The 14,734-nt window shown below is 66.7% G+C and carries 20 protein-coding genes; 5 read left to right on the forward strand and 15 right to left on the reverse strand.

Annotated elements, in window-relative coordinates; all coding sequences use genetic code 11:
• The first annotated feature begins 165 nt into the window (after window positions 1-165).
• Both G4Q83_RS08645 and G4Q83_RS08650 read left to right on the forward strand, forming a co-directional pair.
• Window positions 166-1,149, forward strand: a complete 984-nt coding sequence (locus G4Q83_RS08645; protein ID WP_185817191.1) for an IS5 family transposase — start codon at window positions 166-168, stop codon at window positions 1,147-1,149.
• A 99-nt stretch (window positions 1,150-1,248) separates the two neighbouring features.
• Entirely contained in the window at window positions 1,249-1,824 is a 576-nt protein-coding gene (locus G4Q83_RS08650) for a hypothetical protein (protein WP_128418729.1), read from the forward strand.
• On the opposite strand, the gene G4Q83_RS08655 is transcribed toward G4Q83_RS08650, so the two are convergent.
• From G4Q83_RS08655 to G4Q83_RS08720, 14 genes are all read right to left on the reverse strand, one after another.
• On the reverse strand, window positions 1,825-2,574 hold the full coding sequence (locus G4Q83_RS08655) for a hypothetical protein (RefSeq protein ID WP_128418728.1): 750 nt from the start codon (window positions 2,572-2,574) through the stop codon (window positions 1,825-1,827).
• Complete coding sequence (locus tag G4Q83_RS08660; RefSeq protein ID WP_128418727.1) at window positions 2,575-4,323, reverse strand: SNF2-related protein; 1,749 nt, start codon at window positions 4,321-4,323, stop codon at window positions 2,575-2,577.
• A complete protein-coding gene (locus tag G4Q83_RS08665; protein WP_128418726.1) occupies window positions 4,320-4,739 on the reverse strand; it encodes a hypothetical protein in 420 nt (139 codons plus the stop codon). Before G4Q83_RS08665 ends, G4Q83_RS08660 begins: the two co-directional genes overlap by 4 nt.
• Before the next feature lie 7 nt (window positions 4,740-4,746).
• Window positions 4,747-4,920 (reverse strand): hypothetical protein, encoded by a 174-nt coding sequence (locus tag G4Q83_RS08670; RefSeq protein ID WP_158254954.1) that lies wholly within the window; start codon window positions 4,918-4,920, stop codon window positions 4,747-4,749.
• Between the two features lie 11 nt (window positions 4,921-4,931).
• Window positions 4,932-7,589: a DNA methyltransferase gene (locus G4Q83_RS08675; protein ID WP_128418725.1), complete on the reverse strand. Its 2,658-nt coding sequence runs from the start codon at window positions 7,587-7,589 to the stop codon at window positions 4,932-4,934.
• The gene (locus tag G4Q83_RS08680) at window positions 7,582-8,235 is read right to left on the reverse strand and encodes a hypothetical protein (protein WP_246432327.1); all 654 of its coding nucleotides are present in this window, start codon (window positions 8,233-8,235) and stop codon (window positions 7,582-7,584) included. Before G4Q83_RS08680 ends, G4Q83_RS08675 begins: the two co-directional genes overlap by 8 nt.
• Window positions 8,229-8,852: a KilA-N domain-containing protein gene (locus G4Q83_RS08685; RefSeq protein WP_128418724.1), complete on the reverse strand. Its 624-nt coding sequence runs from the start codon at window positions 8,850-8,852 to the stop codon at window positions 8,229-8,231. Before G4Q83_RS08685 ends, G4Q83_RS08680 begins: the two co-directional genes overlap by 7 nt.
• On the reverse strand, window positions 8,849-9,343 hold the full coding sequence (locus tag G4Q83_RS23235; RefSeq protein ID WP_246432328.1) for a hypothetical protein: 495 nt from the start codon (window positions 9,341-9,343) through the stop codon (window positions 8,849-8,851). Before G4Q83_RS23235 ends, G4Q83_RS08685 begins: the two co-directional genes overlap by 4 nt.
• The gene (locus G4Q83_RS08695) at window positions 9,340-9,864 is read right to left on the reverse strand and encodes a hypothetical protein (protein WP_128418723.1); all 525 of its coding nucleotides are present in this window, start codon (window positions 9,862-9,864) and stop codon (window positions 9,340-9,342) included. The genes G4Q83_RS23235 and G4Q83_RS08695 overlap by 4 nt, the downstream gene beginning before the upstream one ends.
• Entirely contained in the window at window positions 9,861-10,544 is a 684-nt protein-coding gene (locus tag G4Q83_RS08700) for a hypothetical protein (protein ID WP_185817382.1), read from the reverse strand. Before G4Q83_RS08700 ends, G4Q83_RS08695 begins: the two co-directional genes overlap by 4 nt.
• A complete protein-coding gene (locus G4Q83_RS08705) occupies window positions 10,432-11,373 on the reverse strand; it encodes a helix-turn-helix domain-containing protein (RefSeq protein WP_128418721.1) in 942 nt (313 codons plus the stop codon). Before G4Q83_RS08705 ends, G4Q83_RS08700 begins: the two co-directional genes overlap by 113 nt.
• A gap of 34 nt (window positions 11,374-11,407) precedes the next feature.
• Entirely contained in the window at window positions 11,408-11,755 is a 348-nt protein-coding gene (locus G4Q83_RS08710) for a hypothetical protein (protein WP_128418720.1), read from the reverse strand.
• Window positions 11,756-11,860: 105 nt separating this feature from the next.
• Complete coding sequence (locus G4Q83_RS08715) at window positions 11,861-12,157, reverse strand: hypothetical protein (RefSeq protein WP_128418719.1); 297 nt, start codon at window positions 12,155-12,157, stop codon at window positions 11,861-11,863.
• Window positions 12,157-12,783: a hypothetical protein gene (locus tag G4Q83_RS08720; protein ID WP_185817383.1), complete on the reverse strand. Its 627-nt coding sequence runs from the start codon at window positions 12,781-12,783 to the stop codon at window positions 12,157-12,159. Before G4Q83_RS08720 ends, G4Q83_RS08715 begins: the two co-directional genes overlap by 1 nt.
• 123 nt (window positions 12,784-12,906) lie before the next feature.
• Between G4Q83_RS08720 and G4Q83_RS08725 the strand changes: the two genes are divergently transcribed.
• Together G4Q83_RS08725 and G4Q83_RS08730 are read left to right on the forward strand one after the other, a co-directional pair.
• On the forward strand, window positions 12,907-13,155 hold the full coding sequence (locus tag G4Q83_RS08725; RefSeq protein WP_128418717.1) for a hypothetical protein: 249 nt from the start codon (window positions 12,907-12,909) through the stop codon (window positions 13,153-13,155).
• Between the two features lie 232 nt (window positions 13,156-13,387).
• Window positions 13,388-13,735 carry a hypothetical protein gene (locus G4Q83_RS08730; RefSeq protein ID WP_128418716.1) on the forward strand — a complete coding sequence of 116 codons (348 nt, stop codon included), beginning with the start codon at window positions 13,388-13,390 and terminating at the stop codon, window positions 13,733-13,735.
• 17 nt (window positions 13,736-13,752) lie between these two features.
• Here G4Q83_RS08730 and G4Q83_RS08735 read toward each other — a convergent pair whose 3' ends face one another.
• Window positions 13,753-14,028, reverse strand: coding sequence for a transcriptional regulator (locus G4Q83_RS08735; RefSeq protein ID WP_128418715.1), 276 nt, complete (start codon window positions 14,026-14,028; stop codon window positions 13,753-13,755).
• A gap of 82 nt (window positions 14,029-14,110) precedes the next feature.
• On the opposite strand from G4Q83_RS08735, the gene G4Q83_RS08740 reads away from it, so the two are divergent.
• Window positions 14,111-14,725, forward strand: a complete 615-nt coding sequence (locus tag G4Q83_RS08740) for a helix-turn-helix domain-containing protein (protein WP_128418714.1) — start codon at window positions 14,111-14,113, stop codon at window positions 14,723-14,725.
• Window positions 14,726-14,734 lie beyond the last annotated feature (9 nt).

Below are 14,734 nucleotides of genomic sequence, written 5' to 3' on the forward strand. Positions count from 1 at the left end.
CGTTCAATTCATGTAAGGACGAACGATGCTCTGGATCTGCACGAACGCCAAGCTCAGCTGGGACGCCATCTCTGCCGTCGGGACCAGTGCAGCGGCGCTAAGGATGGTCTGAACAACTCCCTCTGATCCTGCGACAATCGTACAAAGCCCAACAGGACAACGACGATGCAATTGTCTTTCGGCGACGCGGAGTACAACGGCAAGCGCAAGCAGACGCGGCGCGAAAGGTTGCTGGCCGAGATGGATCAGGTGGTGCCGTGGAAAGACCTGCTGGCGCTGATCGCGCCGCACTATCCGAAGTCGGGCCATCCGGGCCGTCAGCCGTACCCGCTGGAGACAATGCTGCGCATCCACTTTCTGCAGCAGTGGTACGCACTGAGCGACCCGGGCGCGGAAGAAGCCTTGTACGACACGGCGTCGATGCGCCGTTTCGCCAGGATCGGCGGGTTGGATGAGGTGCCGGACGAGACCACGATCCTCAACTTCCGCCGGTTGCTGGAGACGCACGATCTGGCGCGCACGCTGTTCAACCGGGTCAACGCGCACCTATCGCGCAAGGGCCAGAGCCTGCGCGGCGGCACCATCGTGGACGCCACGATCATTGCCGCGCCCAGCTCGACCAAGAACAAGAACGGCGAGCGCGACCCGGAAATGCACCAGACCAAGAAGGGCAATCAGTACTACTTCGGGATGAAAGCGCACATCGGCGTGGACGATGAGTCCGGGCTGGTGCACCACTTGGAATGCACGGCGGCCAACGCCGCAGATATCACCCAGGCGCACAAGCTGCTGCACGGCAAGGAAGACACGGTATGCGGCGACAGCGGCTACACCGGGCTGGCCAAGCGCGAGGAGATGGCGAGCAAGCGCAAGCTGCGCTATCTGATCGCGGAGAAGCCCTCGAAGCTGAAGCAGATCAAGAGCAAGCGCGAATTGAAGTGGGCACAGCGCTGGGAGCACGCCAAGGCCAGCCTGAGGGCGAAGGTGGAGCATCCGTTCCGGGTGATCAAGCGCCAGTTTGGCTACGTCAAGGTGCGCTATCGCGGCCTGGCGAAGAACACGGCGCAAGTGCTGACGCTGTTTGCGCTGTCGAACCTGTGGCTGAAGCGAAAGCAGTTGCTGCCTGTCGTGGGGAGGGTGTGCCTGTAATCCGGGAAATACCCCGGAAATGCGCCGGAAACGGCGAAAAACCGAGGGTCTGAGCGCCGTGGGCGTGGTCGATATGGCTTGCCTCATCCTCCGACCGCGTTGATCAGACTATCCCTAATCGCCCTGATTATCTGGCTGGTCGACCGGCGCGAAAAGCGCCGCAAAGTGAAAGCAGACGGCCGTCTTGCGGCGCAGCTCGTGTACACGGAGACGATTCGGATCCTCGCCCATCTTGCCGTCATGAAGAACCGCCTCTACGCGCGAGCGGACAAGACACAGGACGAATGGGATGCCGTGCTTGTTTTCGACATTAAGGCGACCCTCGCGTTCCTGAGCGCCCTGGCCCCGAAAGTGCGATCGGAGCGCCTCGAGCGGATGCTAGAGTCCAACACCTCGCTCACGCCGGCGCTATCCGAAGCTGTCGCGGACATGCTTGCAGCCACGCTTGTAGCCGTCGATTCAGCCCTGCTGATCTTCAGCATGAGCAAAGAGGCGGCCTATACCCGTCTGAACGAACTACGAGCGGGCTTCGAGGATGCCTACGAGGCGACGCGGCGTGCGCAAACCACCGCCCTCGCTCGTTCCCGCGAAGGGCGGAAGACACCCCATGCCATGCAGGTGCGCATGAAGAAGGCGGCGGAGCAGCGCCAAGCCGGCGGCGCGCCCGCTCCGTAGTTACGGTGCAAACAGCCTCGACCGAAATTCGCGGCGCCCGGTGTTAAGCGCTGCCTGCAGCGCGGCCGTGGCACATTTGTGCGTCTGCATGTACAGCACCTTGCGCATCTTGGCCGCCCGCGCGAGCTCCGAGTACGGCCGCCGGCGCTCGGGCCACACCATCTCGTATGCCGCGTCGTAGATCACCAGGCGCAGCCGCCACCGGTCCGCCGGGTCGGAAAGCACCAGGGGGCGCGGGCGCTGAGCCCGGATCTGCCGATACACCAGCCGATAGGCCAGCGCGGCCAGCCGCCCGATCGCCGCCGCATCCGCACGCGTGGCCACGGCCAGCGCGGTGGCCTTCTCCACCGGGTCGCGCATGTATGCCACCGCGGCGGCGATGTCGCCGCTGCCGAGCGTGGCAACCGTGCTGCGGCCTGCCACCGGCACGCGGTACACGCCGCCCACCAACAGGCGCGCCATCAGCTCCAGCGGATCCCGCTCGTCGCTCCAAGCCTCACCGCCGCGGGGCGCGCGCGCGGGCAGCAGGGGCGCGGCCGCTGCCGGCCTGGGCACGCGCCGAGCCGGCGGCCGGCGATTCCACGCGCACTCCGCCGCGTCCAGGGCGTGCGCCCCGGTGCACTCCGGACCGAAAGCGCCGCAGTCCCTGCAACGCGCCTGCGCGCGGTCGCCGCGATCGGTCCGCAGCAACGTCACTCGGTCGCTGCCGCATTCGCCGCACGCCGCGAGGCTCCTGTTGCTCGTCTCCATTCAGGTGGTCTCGCAGATAGCCGTGACGGTCGTCGTGCTGGGGACTGGCTGGCCGGCCTGGCGCAGAAACTGCGCGGCCAGCTGCCGCATCTGGTTCTCGCCGGTGTCGCGACGCTCCACCAGGTGCTCGCCCGGGTTCCGCACGCCCTCGATCTGCTCGCGCTTCACGCCCAGTACGTCGGACACGATGGGGTCGCTCCCCTCGTCGCTGATCAAGAAGAAGGCCTGCACGGGCTCCGCCTGGCCATCCCGGTGAACGCGGCCGATGCACTGCTCGTGGACGCCCGGCGACCAGTCCAGCTCGCCGAACACCACTGTACTGCAGACGTGTTGCAGCCCATCGATGCCGGCGCCAGCGCGCAGGCTGATCAACATGAGGCGGCTCTGCCCGGACACAAACGCGTCCTTGGACGCTTGCTTCTGGGCCGGCGACTCGCTGCCGGTGTACATGACCGGGTTGTACGCGGCGAGCTTGTCGCGCCAGATGGCATAGACGTCCCGGTGCCACCCGAATAGCAGTACCTGCTGGCCGCTCTCCAGCAGCAGCCGGACGAACTCGGCGACGTAGGGTGCCTTGGCGATGCCGGTGGCCTGGCGGACGAGCCGGTCGAACTCGCCGGCCGCCTGCATGCGCTCGCCGCGGTACCGCTCGTTAGCGCGCAGAATCGTGCGGGCCAGCGCCATGGCGTCGCCGCTGATCGCGGCCAGCACCTTGGCGTCGGATTCGATCTCGTGCGCGATCTTGGACAGCGCCGGCAGCTCGCGGCCGACCTCTTTGCGTGTCCGGCGGAGCATGATGCCCTCGCGGCGCAGGTATGCCCCGAACTGCTCGGCGTCGGACAGCCTCGACTTGCCTCCCGGCGCGGCAATGCACCACTCGCGCAGGAACTCCTCGTAGCTCCCGAGGCAATCCGGGATGAGCGGGTCCACCACGTGGTAGAACTCGGCGCCGTAGTTGTAGATCGGAGTCGCCGTCAGGCCCATGCGCAGCCGCGCGCGCCGCGCCAGGTACCGGCAGGCATTATGGATCTCGGTGCCCGGGCTGCGCAGCTGCTGGCATTCCTCGAATACCACATACTGCACCAACTCGCCCAGGGTCTCCGCCCAACCGCGCAACTTGTGGTAGCTGACCAGGATCACCTCCGGGAGCGTGTCCCACAGGTCCGGGATGCGCTGCCGCGGCTGGCGTACCAGCGGGTAAGGCCGGCCGCTGCGGATGTGATGCACGCGCAGGTTGGGCACGAACTCGGCCAGCTTCTCCGGCCAGTGGTTCGGCAGCGCGGCCGGGTAGACGACCACCGCCGGCAGGTTCTCTGCGACCGCCATCGGGCACATGCCCGTCACCGTTTTGCCGAGGCCCAGATCATCTGCGAGCAGCAGGCCACCGCGGATCGTTACCTGCGCGCCGGCGTAGCGCTGGTACTCGCGCGGCGGCTTCGCCAGCTCGAACGGCGGCACCTGGCCGCGACCGGCCGCCAGCTGCGCCAGGCTGGTCTCCATGTGGATGTGCGCTTCGGCCAAGTCCTCGAGCCGCGCCTGCACCGATTCCGCTGCCTCCATCGGGTACCGCCCGAGGAACCAGCGCAGCTCGCGGCTGTTCTCCGGCGTCGCCTTCAGGCAGATGTGGGTAGCCGCCCCCTGCTTCACGCGCGGGAAGACGCGCTTCAACCGCGCGCGGACCTGCGGCTCGCAGGTGATCAGCCAGTCCCCGCCGCCCAGCCTCAATTCACCGTAGGTGGTCGCGGTCATAGCGCTTGCCTCGACAGGCGCACGAGCTGGAAGGGCTTGCCGTTCCACGCCGGCCGCTCCCTGAGCGAGGTGTCACCCCAGCGCTCTGTACTCGCCAGCAGGACGCCGGTCACCATCGGCAGATGGACGTAACGGTCAGCCTGGTGCAGCGCTTCGCTTAGGGAGCCGCCGACCTTCACCTCGATCACGATCCCGTCGAGCCAGAAGTCCACCCGGTTCCGCGCGTCCAGCCGGAGCTCGCGTTCGAACGTCAGCCCGGCCGACTCCAGCACGCTGGCCATCGCGTCGTGCAGCTGGACCTCGCTGCCGTAGCGGTACCGGTAGCCGCCGAGCAGCCGCGCAAGCGACGCCAGGCGCATGTGTTCCTCCGACGGCCGCCCCAGGCGCAGCGGCGCCGGCTCCGATTGAATGATCATTGAATGATCATTCCCCTCTCCTTTCCGCTGCTGCGGCAATTCGTTCAAACTTGACGATCTCGGCCTCGTTGATGCGGATCGCTTGCTGCTTCCTCTGCAGCTCCTTATCGCCGATCACGCGCTCGTTCCTGATCCCCTCCAGCTGCTCGCGCAGGCCAGCCGCCTTTTCTCGCGCCCACACCGAGCGCTTCTTCAGCGGCTTTTTCCCTGGGGCGGCGGTCCGAGCGGCGGGCGCAGCCGCGTCGCTCGGCGCCCCAGCGCGTAGCCGCCGCGCGACCTCTCCGGCAGCGTGTCGAACAGGCCGGGCATCGACATCTCCCGCTCCGCGGCCTCGAGATACCGGATGCCGTCCATGAAGTAAGCGGTGCTTAACTCGGATGCGCGGCCCTGGCGCCCCAGCTTCAGCGCGCGGTACGGAACCGTGAACAGGCCGCCGAACGGATCGAACACCAGTTCGCCGGGGTTGCTGAACCGCTCGATTAGGCGATCCACAATGTCGAACTGCAGCGGGCAGATGTGGTTCTCCAGGCCGCGCCTTGTCTGGTCGCCGTTGAGCGTCAGCATGCGGTTGACGTCGTGCCATACGTCCTGGTGGTGGCTGCCCGGCGCCAGCGACATGAAGCTGGACGGCAACGCCCCACGTGCCTCGAGCTCCTGGCCGATGCGCACGTGCGTGTGGAAGTCATAGACCTCGCGCAAGCTGAACTCGGTGAACAGCTTCGCGAGCTTGTCCGGGCCCAACTGCGCCAGTTCGTCGGCGGTGAGATGGCGCTCGCCGCTGGACCGCCAGAATGCATGCGCGTCGACCTGCCAACGTGCTCGGGTGTAGTCCGCCTTTTCCTTGCGCACCGGCGTGTCCGCGTAGCCCCGGCTGCGATCCGTCTGCGGCTTGTGGAACAGCACGATGTACTCGGGCGAGCCGACGCCCATCTTCGTGCCGTCCTTGCACTGCTCGGACCAGCCCAGCCGGTAGGTCTGGTTGTTCTCACGCACCACGTCGGTCACGACGGTGATCATGCCCATGTAGTCGAAACCGTGATCGCGGAAGTGGAAGATCGTCTCCGCGTGAAACGGGCTCGCGGTGGGCACGCCGGCGCCGGTCACGTTGCCGAACTGGATGCGGTCCTTCACGTGAACCGCGACAATGCGCCCAGGCTTCAGGATCCGGTGCAGCTCCGGCGTCAGGAAATCCATCTGCTGCCAGAAGTGCTTGTTGTTGTCCGTGTGCCCGAGGTCGTTGTAGCTGGGGCTGTACTCGTAGTGGTTGGCGAACGGAATCGACGTCACCACCAGGTCGACGCTGTCTTCGTCCATGCCGCGCGCCTCCAGCACACAGTCGTTGTTCGCCACGAGCCAGCCCTGGCCCCGCGCTTCGATGCGCTCGACGCCGATCGAGCGTGTCAGCACCTGCGCCATGGCCGCGTCGCTGAGGCCGAATTCCCGGATGATCTCGCTCATCTTTTCCACCATTTCCTCGTGTCGGGTCCACTTCGCCTTCAGGCTGGCCAGCACCTCGCGCTCGCTCTCGGCGTAGACGATCCACACCTCGACCGGGTGCGCCTGCTGGAACCGCTGGATGCGGTGAATGGATTGAATGAAGTCGTTGAATTTGAAGCCGATGCCGGCATAGACAGCCAGGTGGCAGTGCCGCTGGAAGTTGCAGCCGCTGCCGGCGATGACGGGTTTCGCCGAGAGGATCGGGATCCGGCCTTCGCTGAAGTCGATCACCGCCTGCTCGCGCTCCTCCAGATCCTGGTCCCCGTAGATGCTGACCGCGGCGGGGATGGCCTCCTGCAAGGCGTGCCGCTCCACCTCCAGGTCGTGCCACAGCAGCCAGTGTTCCGACGGCCGCTCCCCGACGATCCGCTGGACCGCGGCGACGCGGCTGCCCAGGGTGTCCCGCTTCTCGCGCGCGGCGTCGCGCACGCCGATGGCCGCGTCGCGGAACAGCTTGCCCTGGCCGTCCCGCTCGGCGCCGGCCCCGCCGTGGTCGACCGGCACCTCGACGTAGTGCACGCGGATTTCGGGCAGGTCGTAGCCTTCGTCGCTGTAGCCCAGGTCGGACGGCCGCTGCAGGAACAGCGCCCAGCTCGCGACCCAGAGCCAGAACTCGCGCTCTTTGTGCGGGTAGAGCTGCAGGTTGCCGGCCTTGCTGCTATCGCGCTTGAACCACCGAGTGAGGGCCTGGCCGGTGTCCATAACGCCGAGGAACCCAGCGTAGTGGATCAGCTCTTTGTAGCGGTTCGGGCTGGGCGTGGCGGTGGCGACGAAGCGATACCGCACGTCGTCGAACAGGGTCAGGAACTGTTGGTAGGTCTTCGACCCGAAGCTGCGCAGCACCGACGCCTCGTCGAGGCTGGCCGCGGTGAACAGGTTCGGATCGAGCTTGCCGTCGCGCACGCTCTCGTAGTTCGTCAGGTGGATGCCCTCGAACGTCGGATCGATCTCCTCGCTCGTGCGGATGAAACGCACCGCCTGGACGCGCCGAGGATCCTGCTCGAGCCATTCCCGAAGCTCGCGGCGCTGTGCATCGGTGACGCGGTCATGCTCCCCGGTTGCCAGCAGCCGCGCGTCGTGCGCGAACTCCTGTTTCACGCCCAGCGGCAGCACCAGGCCGACAGCGCCGCCGGCGTGTGCGCGCGCCAGCCGCAAGATCTCCAGCTGCTGCACGCTCTTGCCGAGGCCGAAGCGCTCGAACAGCGCGCGGCGGCCGCCGGCGCAGGCCCAGCGCACGGCGTCGGGCTGGTGCCGGATCAGGATCGGATTCACCTCCTCCGGCGCCACTTCGAAGCCCAGCGATGGCGCCACGCGCACCTTGCGCGCCAAGAACTCAAGATAGGGATCAGTCATGGGATTGGGAGTCCGTGTCGTGGTGAGTACGGCCGGCGCCATCCAGGAACGCCGGCTCGTCCAAGTCGAATCCTCCGCGCTGCAGCTCCGCGCGGCCTTGCTCGACCAGCTCAGCGAGCGATCGTCGCGATTGGTGCATCGTGTAGCCGGTGCGCTGCTCGACCTCGCGGTAGCGCTCGAACAGCTCGGGCCGGTGGCGCGCGCCGTTGGCTAGATCCCGCGGGCTGGCCAGGATGCAGAACACGCACGACAGCCGCTGATTGCCAGCGAGGTACGCCGGATGCGGTACCTGGCCGGCGGCTGCGATCGTGTGCCACACCTCATCGGTCGGCATCTCGTGGATCGGAAGCCACTCCCACCACTCGCGACCGCGGATCGTGTTGCGCTTGTTCGGCTGCAACATCGTGCATTGCCGGTTCGCGGCCGAGGGCCCGCAGCTTGAGTTGGGACCGGGGCGCACCTTGAACCGGTGCTCCACCATGTCGAGGAACGATTTCCGGGCGCGCGCCACGAGGAACGGCAGGCCTGCGGCCTCGGCCTGCTCCTGCGCGTGCTCGAGGGCGCCGTGCCATTCGGATGCGCCGAGCGATGCGTGGACGACGAGAAGGTGGGCCGGCGGGACGCGCTCCAGCAGCTTGATCAGCATGGCTTGGGAGTCCTTTCCACCAGAGTGGCTGACCACGAACAGCGCACCTCGCTCGACGCGCACGTGCTCCACGCCGTCCTGATCGCGCACGACGGCCGCCTTGTGAACGAGCACGCCCGACAGCAGGCGCGGCTGGTACGCCAACCAGTTCCGGCCGCCGGCGCGTCCAGCGCCTGGATCTTGGGGGCCTGGTGGTGCACCTGGTCCTGCAGCGCCTGCACCTTCTCCGTGTAGCCCAGCAGCAGCTGGCGCAGCGCCGCCGGGTCGGCCAGCAGCTGCAGCGGATCCTGGGCCGGCGCCGGCGCCGGCCGCTGGGCGGCGAGGAAGGTGTTGAGCACCTGCAGGTGGAACCGCGGGCTGATCCAGGCCGCGTAGGCGATCACCAGCGGCTCGGCCACGTACGTCCCCGGCGCGGCGCCGCCGTGCTGCGAGACCAAGGCCGGAATTCCGGCTTCGCTGGCGGCGGCCGCGGCCAGCGCCTGGGTCTGCTGGTTCTCGACCCAGCGGGACGGCCGGTGCCGCGGCAGGCCGCCGGCGGCGCGGTGCAGGTCGTTGAGCGAGTAGCGGCCGGCCGAGTCCCTGGCGATCTCGGTGCCGGCGATGGTCAGGGCGCTCAAGAGAACACCTCGACCTTCCAGCCAGCACCGTCGCACTGTACCGCCACGAACCGGAACGGGTACATGGCCGCGGCGACCTTGATCTTGATACGGGCATCTTCTTCCCAGTACCCCTTGGCTTCATGCGCCTCCAAGTCGCCGGCCGCGGTCATCAGGAAGAAGTCCACGGTCAGGAACGTGGCTTTCGCCAGGCGCAGCTTCACCGACTCGAACACCCACCACAGGATCTCGCCCGCCGCCATGCGCTGATCGAGCACCGCAGCGTAAGCGGCCTCGGTCTTGTTCATCTCGTCGGCGACGTGGCGCGGCCGACCGCGGGCGACCAGGCCGGCGGCTGCGGTGCTGGCCGCGGCGCGCGCCGCCAGCGCGCCCGGGGTGTACGGCCGTGCTGCGGAACCCGGGCCGGGGGCTGCCGCGGCGACCAGCTTGCGCATGCCCTCGGGCATCTCCGACGCATCGCGGTAGCGCAGCACGCGCTTTCCCTTGCTCATGACTGGACCTCGGCAGGCAAGCCCAGCACGCGCGCGGCGCGGCCGCGGAAAGCCTCCCACTCGCTGTTGATGCGGCCCTGCATCTCCTCGAACTCGATCTGCAGCAGCGCCAGGCGCTGTGCCTGGGTCAGCCCGCCGAGCAGTGGCGGCGCGCTGGCGGCCGGCCGCTGCGCGGCAGCGACCGCTACCTGGGCCGGCCGCGGCGCCGTGCCGCCGCTCGGCGCCGCTGGCGCGTCCACGACGTCTTCGCCGGCGGCGCTCCACATCGGCTCCATGCGGCCATGCCGCGGATTGCTGCGGTTCTCGCAGCGCCGGACCTGGCCCTGGCCATCCAGGTGTCGCAGGATCCCGGCGACGCTGGCGACGCTGAGGCTGGTGAAGCACTCCGGCGGATGCTGGCGCTGCATGGACGTCACGCCCATCTGCTCGAGCAAGTCGGCCGCGGTGCACTCGCCGGCACGCTGCAGGCAGTACCGCGCCAGCTGCACGTGGTAGCGTCGGAGGTCCTCGGCCGCGATCATGCGCCCGCTCCGTCGACGCCAAGACCCAACTCGCTTGCCGCGCGCAGCATGGCCTCGCGTGCGCGCGCCGGATCGGCGACGGCCGGCGCGGTAGGCCGCTCATACGCGATTGAAGCCGCTACCGTCGCGGGAAGCTTGCCGCCCGCCAGGATGTGTTGCATCGCGGCGTCGAAGGCTGCGCGCAGCATGCGTTGTTGGTCTCGGCCGTCAGCGCTGCGGTATCGGTACGCATCGACGAGCGACCAGACCAGCACGGCATAGCTGCTGCGACTCTGGCCTGGCGCCAGTTGCCGCTCAACCTCGGTCAGACTCGGCAAGCCCAGCGCCATGACGCGGAAGCGTGCGGCGTTTGGCGGGAACTCGTGTCCCGTACGCTGGGCGGCTAGCACGCCAGCGGCGAGCTGCCGGCCGGTCAGCCCCTGCACTGCTTCGGCCCAGGCCTTGCCGGCCTGGCTCAGTTCCCCCGTTTTGGAATTGATCGGGCTCATGCCGTACTGGCTCGACCAGGCGTGCCCGAATGTCCCGAGCATGGCCTGCCACAGGCCGGCCAGGCCCTCGACGAGCCGGTCAGACGGCCTCCCACTCGGCGTCGATGGCGTCGTCGTCTCCGCCGTCGCCACGATTGCTGCCAGCTGCCTCTGCGTCGCCTTCAGTTCGTCGGCGGAACTGGTATGCGGCAACGTCGTTGGCGCTGCGGTCGGCGAGGGATTGGGGACCTGCTCGAAGAGTCGTTGCATGGGCTGAGGCCGTGGTGGTGGCAGGTGCGATAGCGGAGTGCTGACGACGAGCTGCGGCGATGAGGTAGCCGGCTGGCTTGTCGGGGTACATGTCGGCGAGTTCGAGCAAGTGCTCGGCGTTCACGCCTTCGGCAGCCGCGGCGATCAGCTCGGGGTTCTGGCTCGCGATGCGGTGATTGGTGCGGCCCGTCGCCAGGGCGGCACGGTTGAGGGCGGCGGCCAGACGTCCGGCCGAGGTTCCACACACACCGCCGCTCGGCGCATCCGCGCCAGTGCTGTGTGGTTCTATGACGGTTGCTTTTGGTTGCTTTTGATTCGGGTGCAAAAGCTTTGCACCCTTAGAGGGTTCTTTTTGCACCCTTGGGCGCGCCAATTTGCACCCTTGGGCGTCGCCGATTGCACCCTTTGAAGGTCGCTCCAAGGGCGCAATTTCTGCACCCTTTGCGATTGGCTCGATGGGTGCAATTTCTGCACCCTTCATCCACTCGGGATTGATGCGATATTCGCGTGTTCGGCCAGCATCGACGTAGCCGCCCTTTCGGCCGCCCGTCCCCGAGTTCACCAGGATCAGCCAGCCAGACGCCTCCATGCGGCGCAGTTGGTACTGCACCGAACGCTCCGACTGCCTCGTCTTGGCCGCCAGCCTCGCGATCGAGGGGAAAATGTGCGTCCCATCGTCGTGGGCATGATCTGCGAGCGCCAGGGCGAGGAGCATCTCGCCGCCACCGACACTGTACCGCTCGAACACCATTCCGGTGACCTTGACGCTCATTGGTCACCTGCATGCGACAAAACCGAGATGTGTGCTACCCGCCGTGCACGTGGCAGTAAGGGTGGGTATCCCGGAAAGCTTTCCACTGCTTGGCATCGGTGATCGGCAACCCCGTTGCCCAGTTCCGACACTGGCGCCCGGACGCAGTCGACGAACAGCACTGCACATGCCCATTCAGTCCGACCCAGTCCGCATACTCGCCGGGCGTCAGCCCCACAAGGGACGATGGCAAATGCAACTCGCCGACGATGCTCCCGGCGATCTGCTCCGAGGTTGCGACGCATGTAGCGCCGCCGCAAGGAGCAGCGACGTTTACCACCAGCTCGCAGCCGACTTTCTGAGCGGCACGAAGGACCTGAACGATGGTTGATTTCTCGAGCACGAAGCATCTCCATTGCAGAGTCAAGGGTAGGAAATCCTATCGGCATAGTTACCGGAAACGCCAGCGCGAGCTGGATGCCGAGGCCCAACTTGATCACCCCTGCGCTCATCGCGTCGGCCCCTGATTGAGGCCCTGATACCAGGCATGTGCTTCCAGCTCCTGCTGGCACTCGGGACTCGCTCGCAGCACGCGCTTCCAGCGATACGCCGTTGCGCGGCACACATTCCAGCGATCAGCTATCTCGCGCCAGGTCGGCGGCTTGCGCTGTCGGCGCACCCACAGCACCACGTCGACATAGGGCAGCATGCGGGTGACCTGCGGCGGCAGCTCAACTCCGGCGGCGGCGCACTCGTCTACGAAGCCGACTGCCCACTCGAAGATGATTTCGCCGCTCGAGGCCATCAGCGCGGCGCTCCGATGTTGACGACGCGCGCGCCCTGCTCTTGCAGGGCAGCGTGTATCCGGGCCTGCAGCGTCTCCAGTTCGGCTGCGAGGTCCCTGCTCTCTCGCAGCGCCCGCAGCAACGCAGGCACGTCGGACGCGTCCACCTTGCCGTCGGCCATCACCTGCGCCAACGCCTCCAGGGTATGGCCGACCTCGAGCGCGAGGCCGGCGACCTGCAGCACGCCGGCGTTGGGGACGATCTCGGGCGCGCGCGCGCCGAGGAACCCGTAGCGTCTGGCCAGCTCACGCTCGCAGTCGTCGCGCCAGGGCTGCGGCATCGCCGCGACCCAGGCCTCTTCCAGGTCCGCCGGCAGCTTGACCGTCCCGTCGCGTAAGCGCTCCACGATCTTGGCATTGCGCTTGTGCGCGACGTCGATGCTGGCCAGATCCGTGCCGACGTGGAACTGGACCACGCGCTCGGCTGGCGCCACCCGCTGCATGTAGCTCTCGGCAACGGCCTGCGCAAAGCTTGTGTCGGTATGCCCGCTGTTGCGGATGCACTCCGTGGTGACCCGGCAGATCACGGCCGAGCGCGGTTCACGGTACTGATTTTCGACCGAGGGGATCTGACACTCGCGCGTCATTTACTTGCTCCAGCAGAGGATTCATCGTCGTTGCCATGGAAACGATCAACTCAGGGATGAAAGGCACCGCCCGGCCTGCGGTACGCTGCGGTTACGACACGCGCAGCCCGCAAGGAGGGCGACATGGACGAAAGAGCGAAACAGGCGGTTGGAATGCTGGTAGGCGAAGTGATGGCTTCGACCGCTCGCGCGATCGCCGATCTGGCCGAAGCTGTTGCTGCAGCGAATGGTCCTGCTGGCGCGGCGATCATCGAGGACTTCATTCGGCGCCTCCCGACGGAGGAGCAACAGCCGAATCAGAAGCTGTTCGATGCAATACGCCAGTACCTGGCAAAAACGCCCTCTCCAACGCCGCCTGTATTGCCGCATTGAAGTCGACGATTTCGGTGGCTCGCGCTTCGGCGCGGGCTTGCTCATCGCGCGACGGCCTGATCAACCAGTCGCGCAGCCAGAGCCTGGGATTCCAGCGGTCGGGGATCGCGCGCATGTCAGGCGCCCTCCACCGGGACGATGCGCGCGGCGTCCGTGTCGTCCGCAGGATGGGTGCCGGCGTCCATGTAGGCTTGGAGGTGCGACCCAACCTCACCTACAGGAGCACCGGCATATGAAGGCTTTTTTTCTGCACTACGAAGCTGCTCCAGCAGCGCCGACGGCAGAGGTGCAAGGCGGATATGTAGACGTCTGCAGCCTTTGCGAATCGCAGCCCGAAGCTGAGCTGATGGCGCAATCGCTGCTGATGTCGCATCGGTGGCTTGCTGGCGAATTGAAAGCCGTTCGGCCTGTATCGCTCGAGCGACCTGCCGATTTGGACACACTAGAATTGACGCTCCTGGCGAAAGCTCGCCAGCGAACACCACCGGTCGCGCTGAGCATCGTTGCCTGGGGAACACCTCGCGACGAGCCCCTTGCGACAGAGCTTCCAATTCCCGACGAAGGTAGGGCGGCGCATTGAACGGATCGCTCGACACGTCAGGCGCCCTCGACCGGGACGATGCGCGCGGCGTCGGGGTCCTCGACCGCCCTCTCCGTGACGGACTCGCCCTCGTTTCCGACGCCGAACACGTCTGGACGGAGCTGATGCCGCGATACCCCACTCGCCTTCTCAACGACCAGAACGTGCTTAGGCGGGATAAGGCCCGTGCTGATCCAGCGAGTCACGGCTTGCGGGGTCCGTTTGCACGTTTTTGCGAGCTGCGCCTGGGTAGGCGGGTCGAGTCGGCCGATCACGGTATGCACGATGTTCATGGCGCAACTACACACTATGTTTACTTCAGTGTCAACTTATAGTTCATTGACCCCCAAGGCGCGGCCCGCGGACCATCAACCAATGGTTGATGGCAAGCCCAAATCCGCGTTCCAGCAGCGATTCCAAGCCGCAATGGAGTACTTGAAGACTCCGAATCGGGTGGCATTTGGCCGCGCCATAGGTGTCACTTCGTCGCAGACGCTCTACAACTGGTACGAGCGCGATCAGCGCGTGCCCGACAAGCAACGTAAGGCGCTCGCCCGGTGCGGGATATCGATTGACTGGCTCAATGACAACGACGGCCCGATGTTGTTGCGGGACAGTGGCGCCGCGGCAGACGCAGGCAGGAGCTCTGGCGGTGGCGCCGCGGCCACCGAGGCCCTAATGCGGACGCACGCGTTCATGTCCCGGGATGGCGACTACACGCTTGCGCATAGGGAGGAGGCGCAGCTATTTGCAGACGCTCATCGCTGGATTGCCTCGAAGATCGAGAGCGGTGACCCAACCCCGGATTCGCTGATGAATTTCGTGAAGTGGGCCAACGAGGAGAAGTCTCGCGTTGCTACCGGCGACGTTACCGACCGGGCTCAGCTGGTGCCGGAGTGGCAACAGCGCATCGCTGACATGGAGGCGGAGCTTGAGGAATATCGCAAGCAAGGTGCCGAGCTGCAACCGCCCAAGTCTCCGACCGGATGACTGTCTACA

It is taken from the genome of Xanthomonas theicola (assembly GCF_014236795.1).
GTDB lineage: Bacteria > Pseudomonadota > Gammaproteobacteria > Xanthomonadales > Xanthomonadaceae > Xanthomonas_A > Xanthomonas_A theicola.

Bases quoted from the DNA above. Each gene is read 5' to 3' on its own strand.
- G4Q83_RS08655 (WP_128418728.1), bottom strand. From the start codon at position 2,574: ATGGAGACGAGCAACAGGAGCCTCGCGGCGTGCGGCGAATGCGGCAGC.
- G4Q83_RS08645 (WP_185817191.1), top strand. From the start codon at position 166: ATGCAATTGTCTTTCGGCGACGCGGAGTACAACGGCAAGCGCAAGCAG.
- G4Q83_RS08705 (WP_128418721.1), bottom strand. From the start codon at position 11,373: ATGAGCGTCAAGGTCACCGGAATGGTGTTCGAGCGGTACAGTGTCGGT.
- G4Q83_RS08720 (WP_185817383.1), bottom strand. From the start codon at position 12,783: ATGACGCGCGAGTGTCAGATCCCCTCGGTCGAAAATCAGTACCGTGAA.
- G4Q83_RS08675 (WP_128418725.1), bottom strand. From the start codon at position 7,589: ATGACTGATCCCTATCTTGAGTTCTTGGCGCGCAAGGTGCGCGTGGCG.
- G4Q83_RS08660 (WP_128418727.1), bottom strand. From the start codon at position 4,323: ATGACCGCGACCACCTACGGTGAATTGAGGCTGGGCGGCGGGGACTGG.
- G4Q83_RS08665 (WP_128418726.1), bottom strand. From the start codon at position 4,739: ATGATCATTCAATCGGAGCCGGCGCCGCTGCGCCTGGGGCGGCCGTCG.
- G4Q83_RS08735 (WP_128418715.1), bottom strand. From the start codon at position 14,028: ATGAACATCGTGCATACCGTGATCGGCCGACTCGACCCGCCTACCCAG.
- G4Q83_RS08740 (WP_128418714.1), top strand. From the start codon at position 14,111: ATGGTTGATGGCAAGCCCAAATCCGCGTTCCAGCAGCGATTCCAAGCC.
- G4Q83_RS08730 (WP_128418716.1), top strand. From the start codon at position 13,388: ATGAAGGCTTTTTTTCTGCACTACGAAGCTGCTCCAGCAGCGCCGACG.
- G4Q83_RS08715 (WP_128418719.1), bottom strand. From the start codon at position 12,157: ATGGCCTCGAGCGGCGAAATCATCTTCGAGTGGGCAGTCGGCTTCGTA.
- G4Q83_RS08680 (WP_246432327.1), bottom strand. From the start codon at position 8,235: ATGCTGATCAAGCTGCTGGAGCGCGTCCCGCCGGCCCACCTTCTCGTC.
- G4Q83_RS23235 (WP_246432328.1), bottom strand. From the start codon at position 9,343: ATGAGCAAGGGAAAGCGCGTGCTGCGCTACCGCGATGCGTCGGAGATG.
- G4Q83_RS08725 (WP_128418717.1), top strand. From the start codon at position 12,907: ATGGACGAAAGAGCGAAACAGGCGGTTGGAATGCTGGTAGGCGAAGTG.
- G4Q83_RS08695 (WP_128418723.1), bottom strand. From the start codon at position 9,864: ATGATCGCGGCCGAGGACCTCCGACGCTACCACGTGCAGCTGGCGCGG.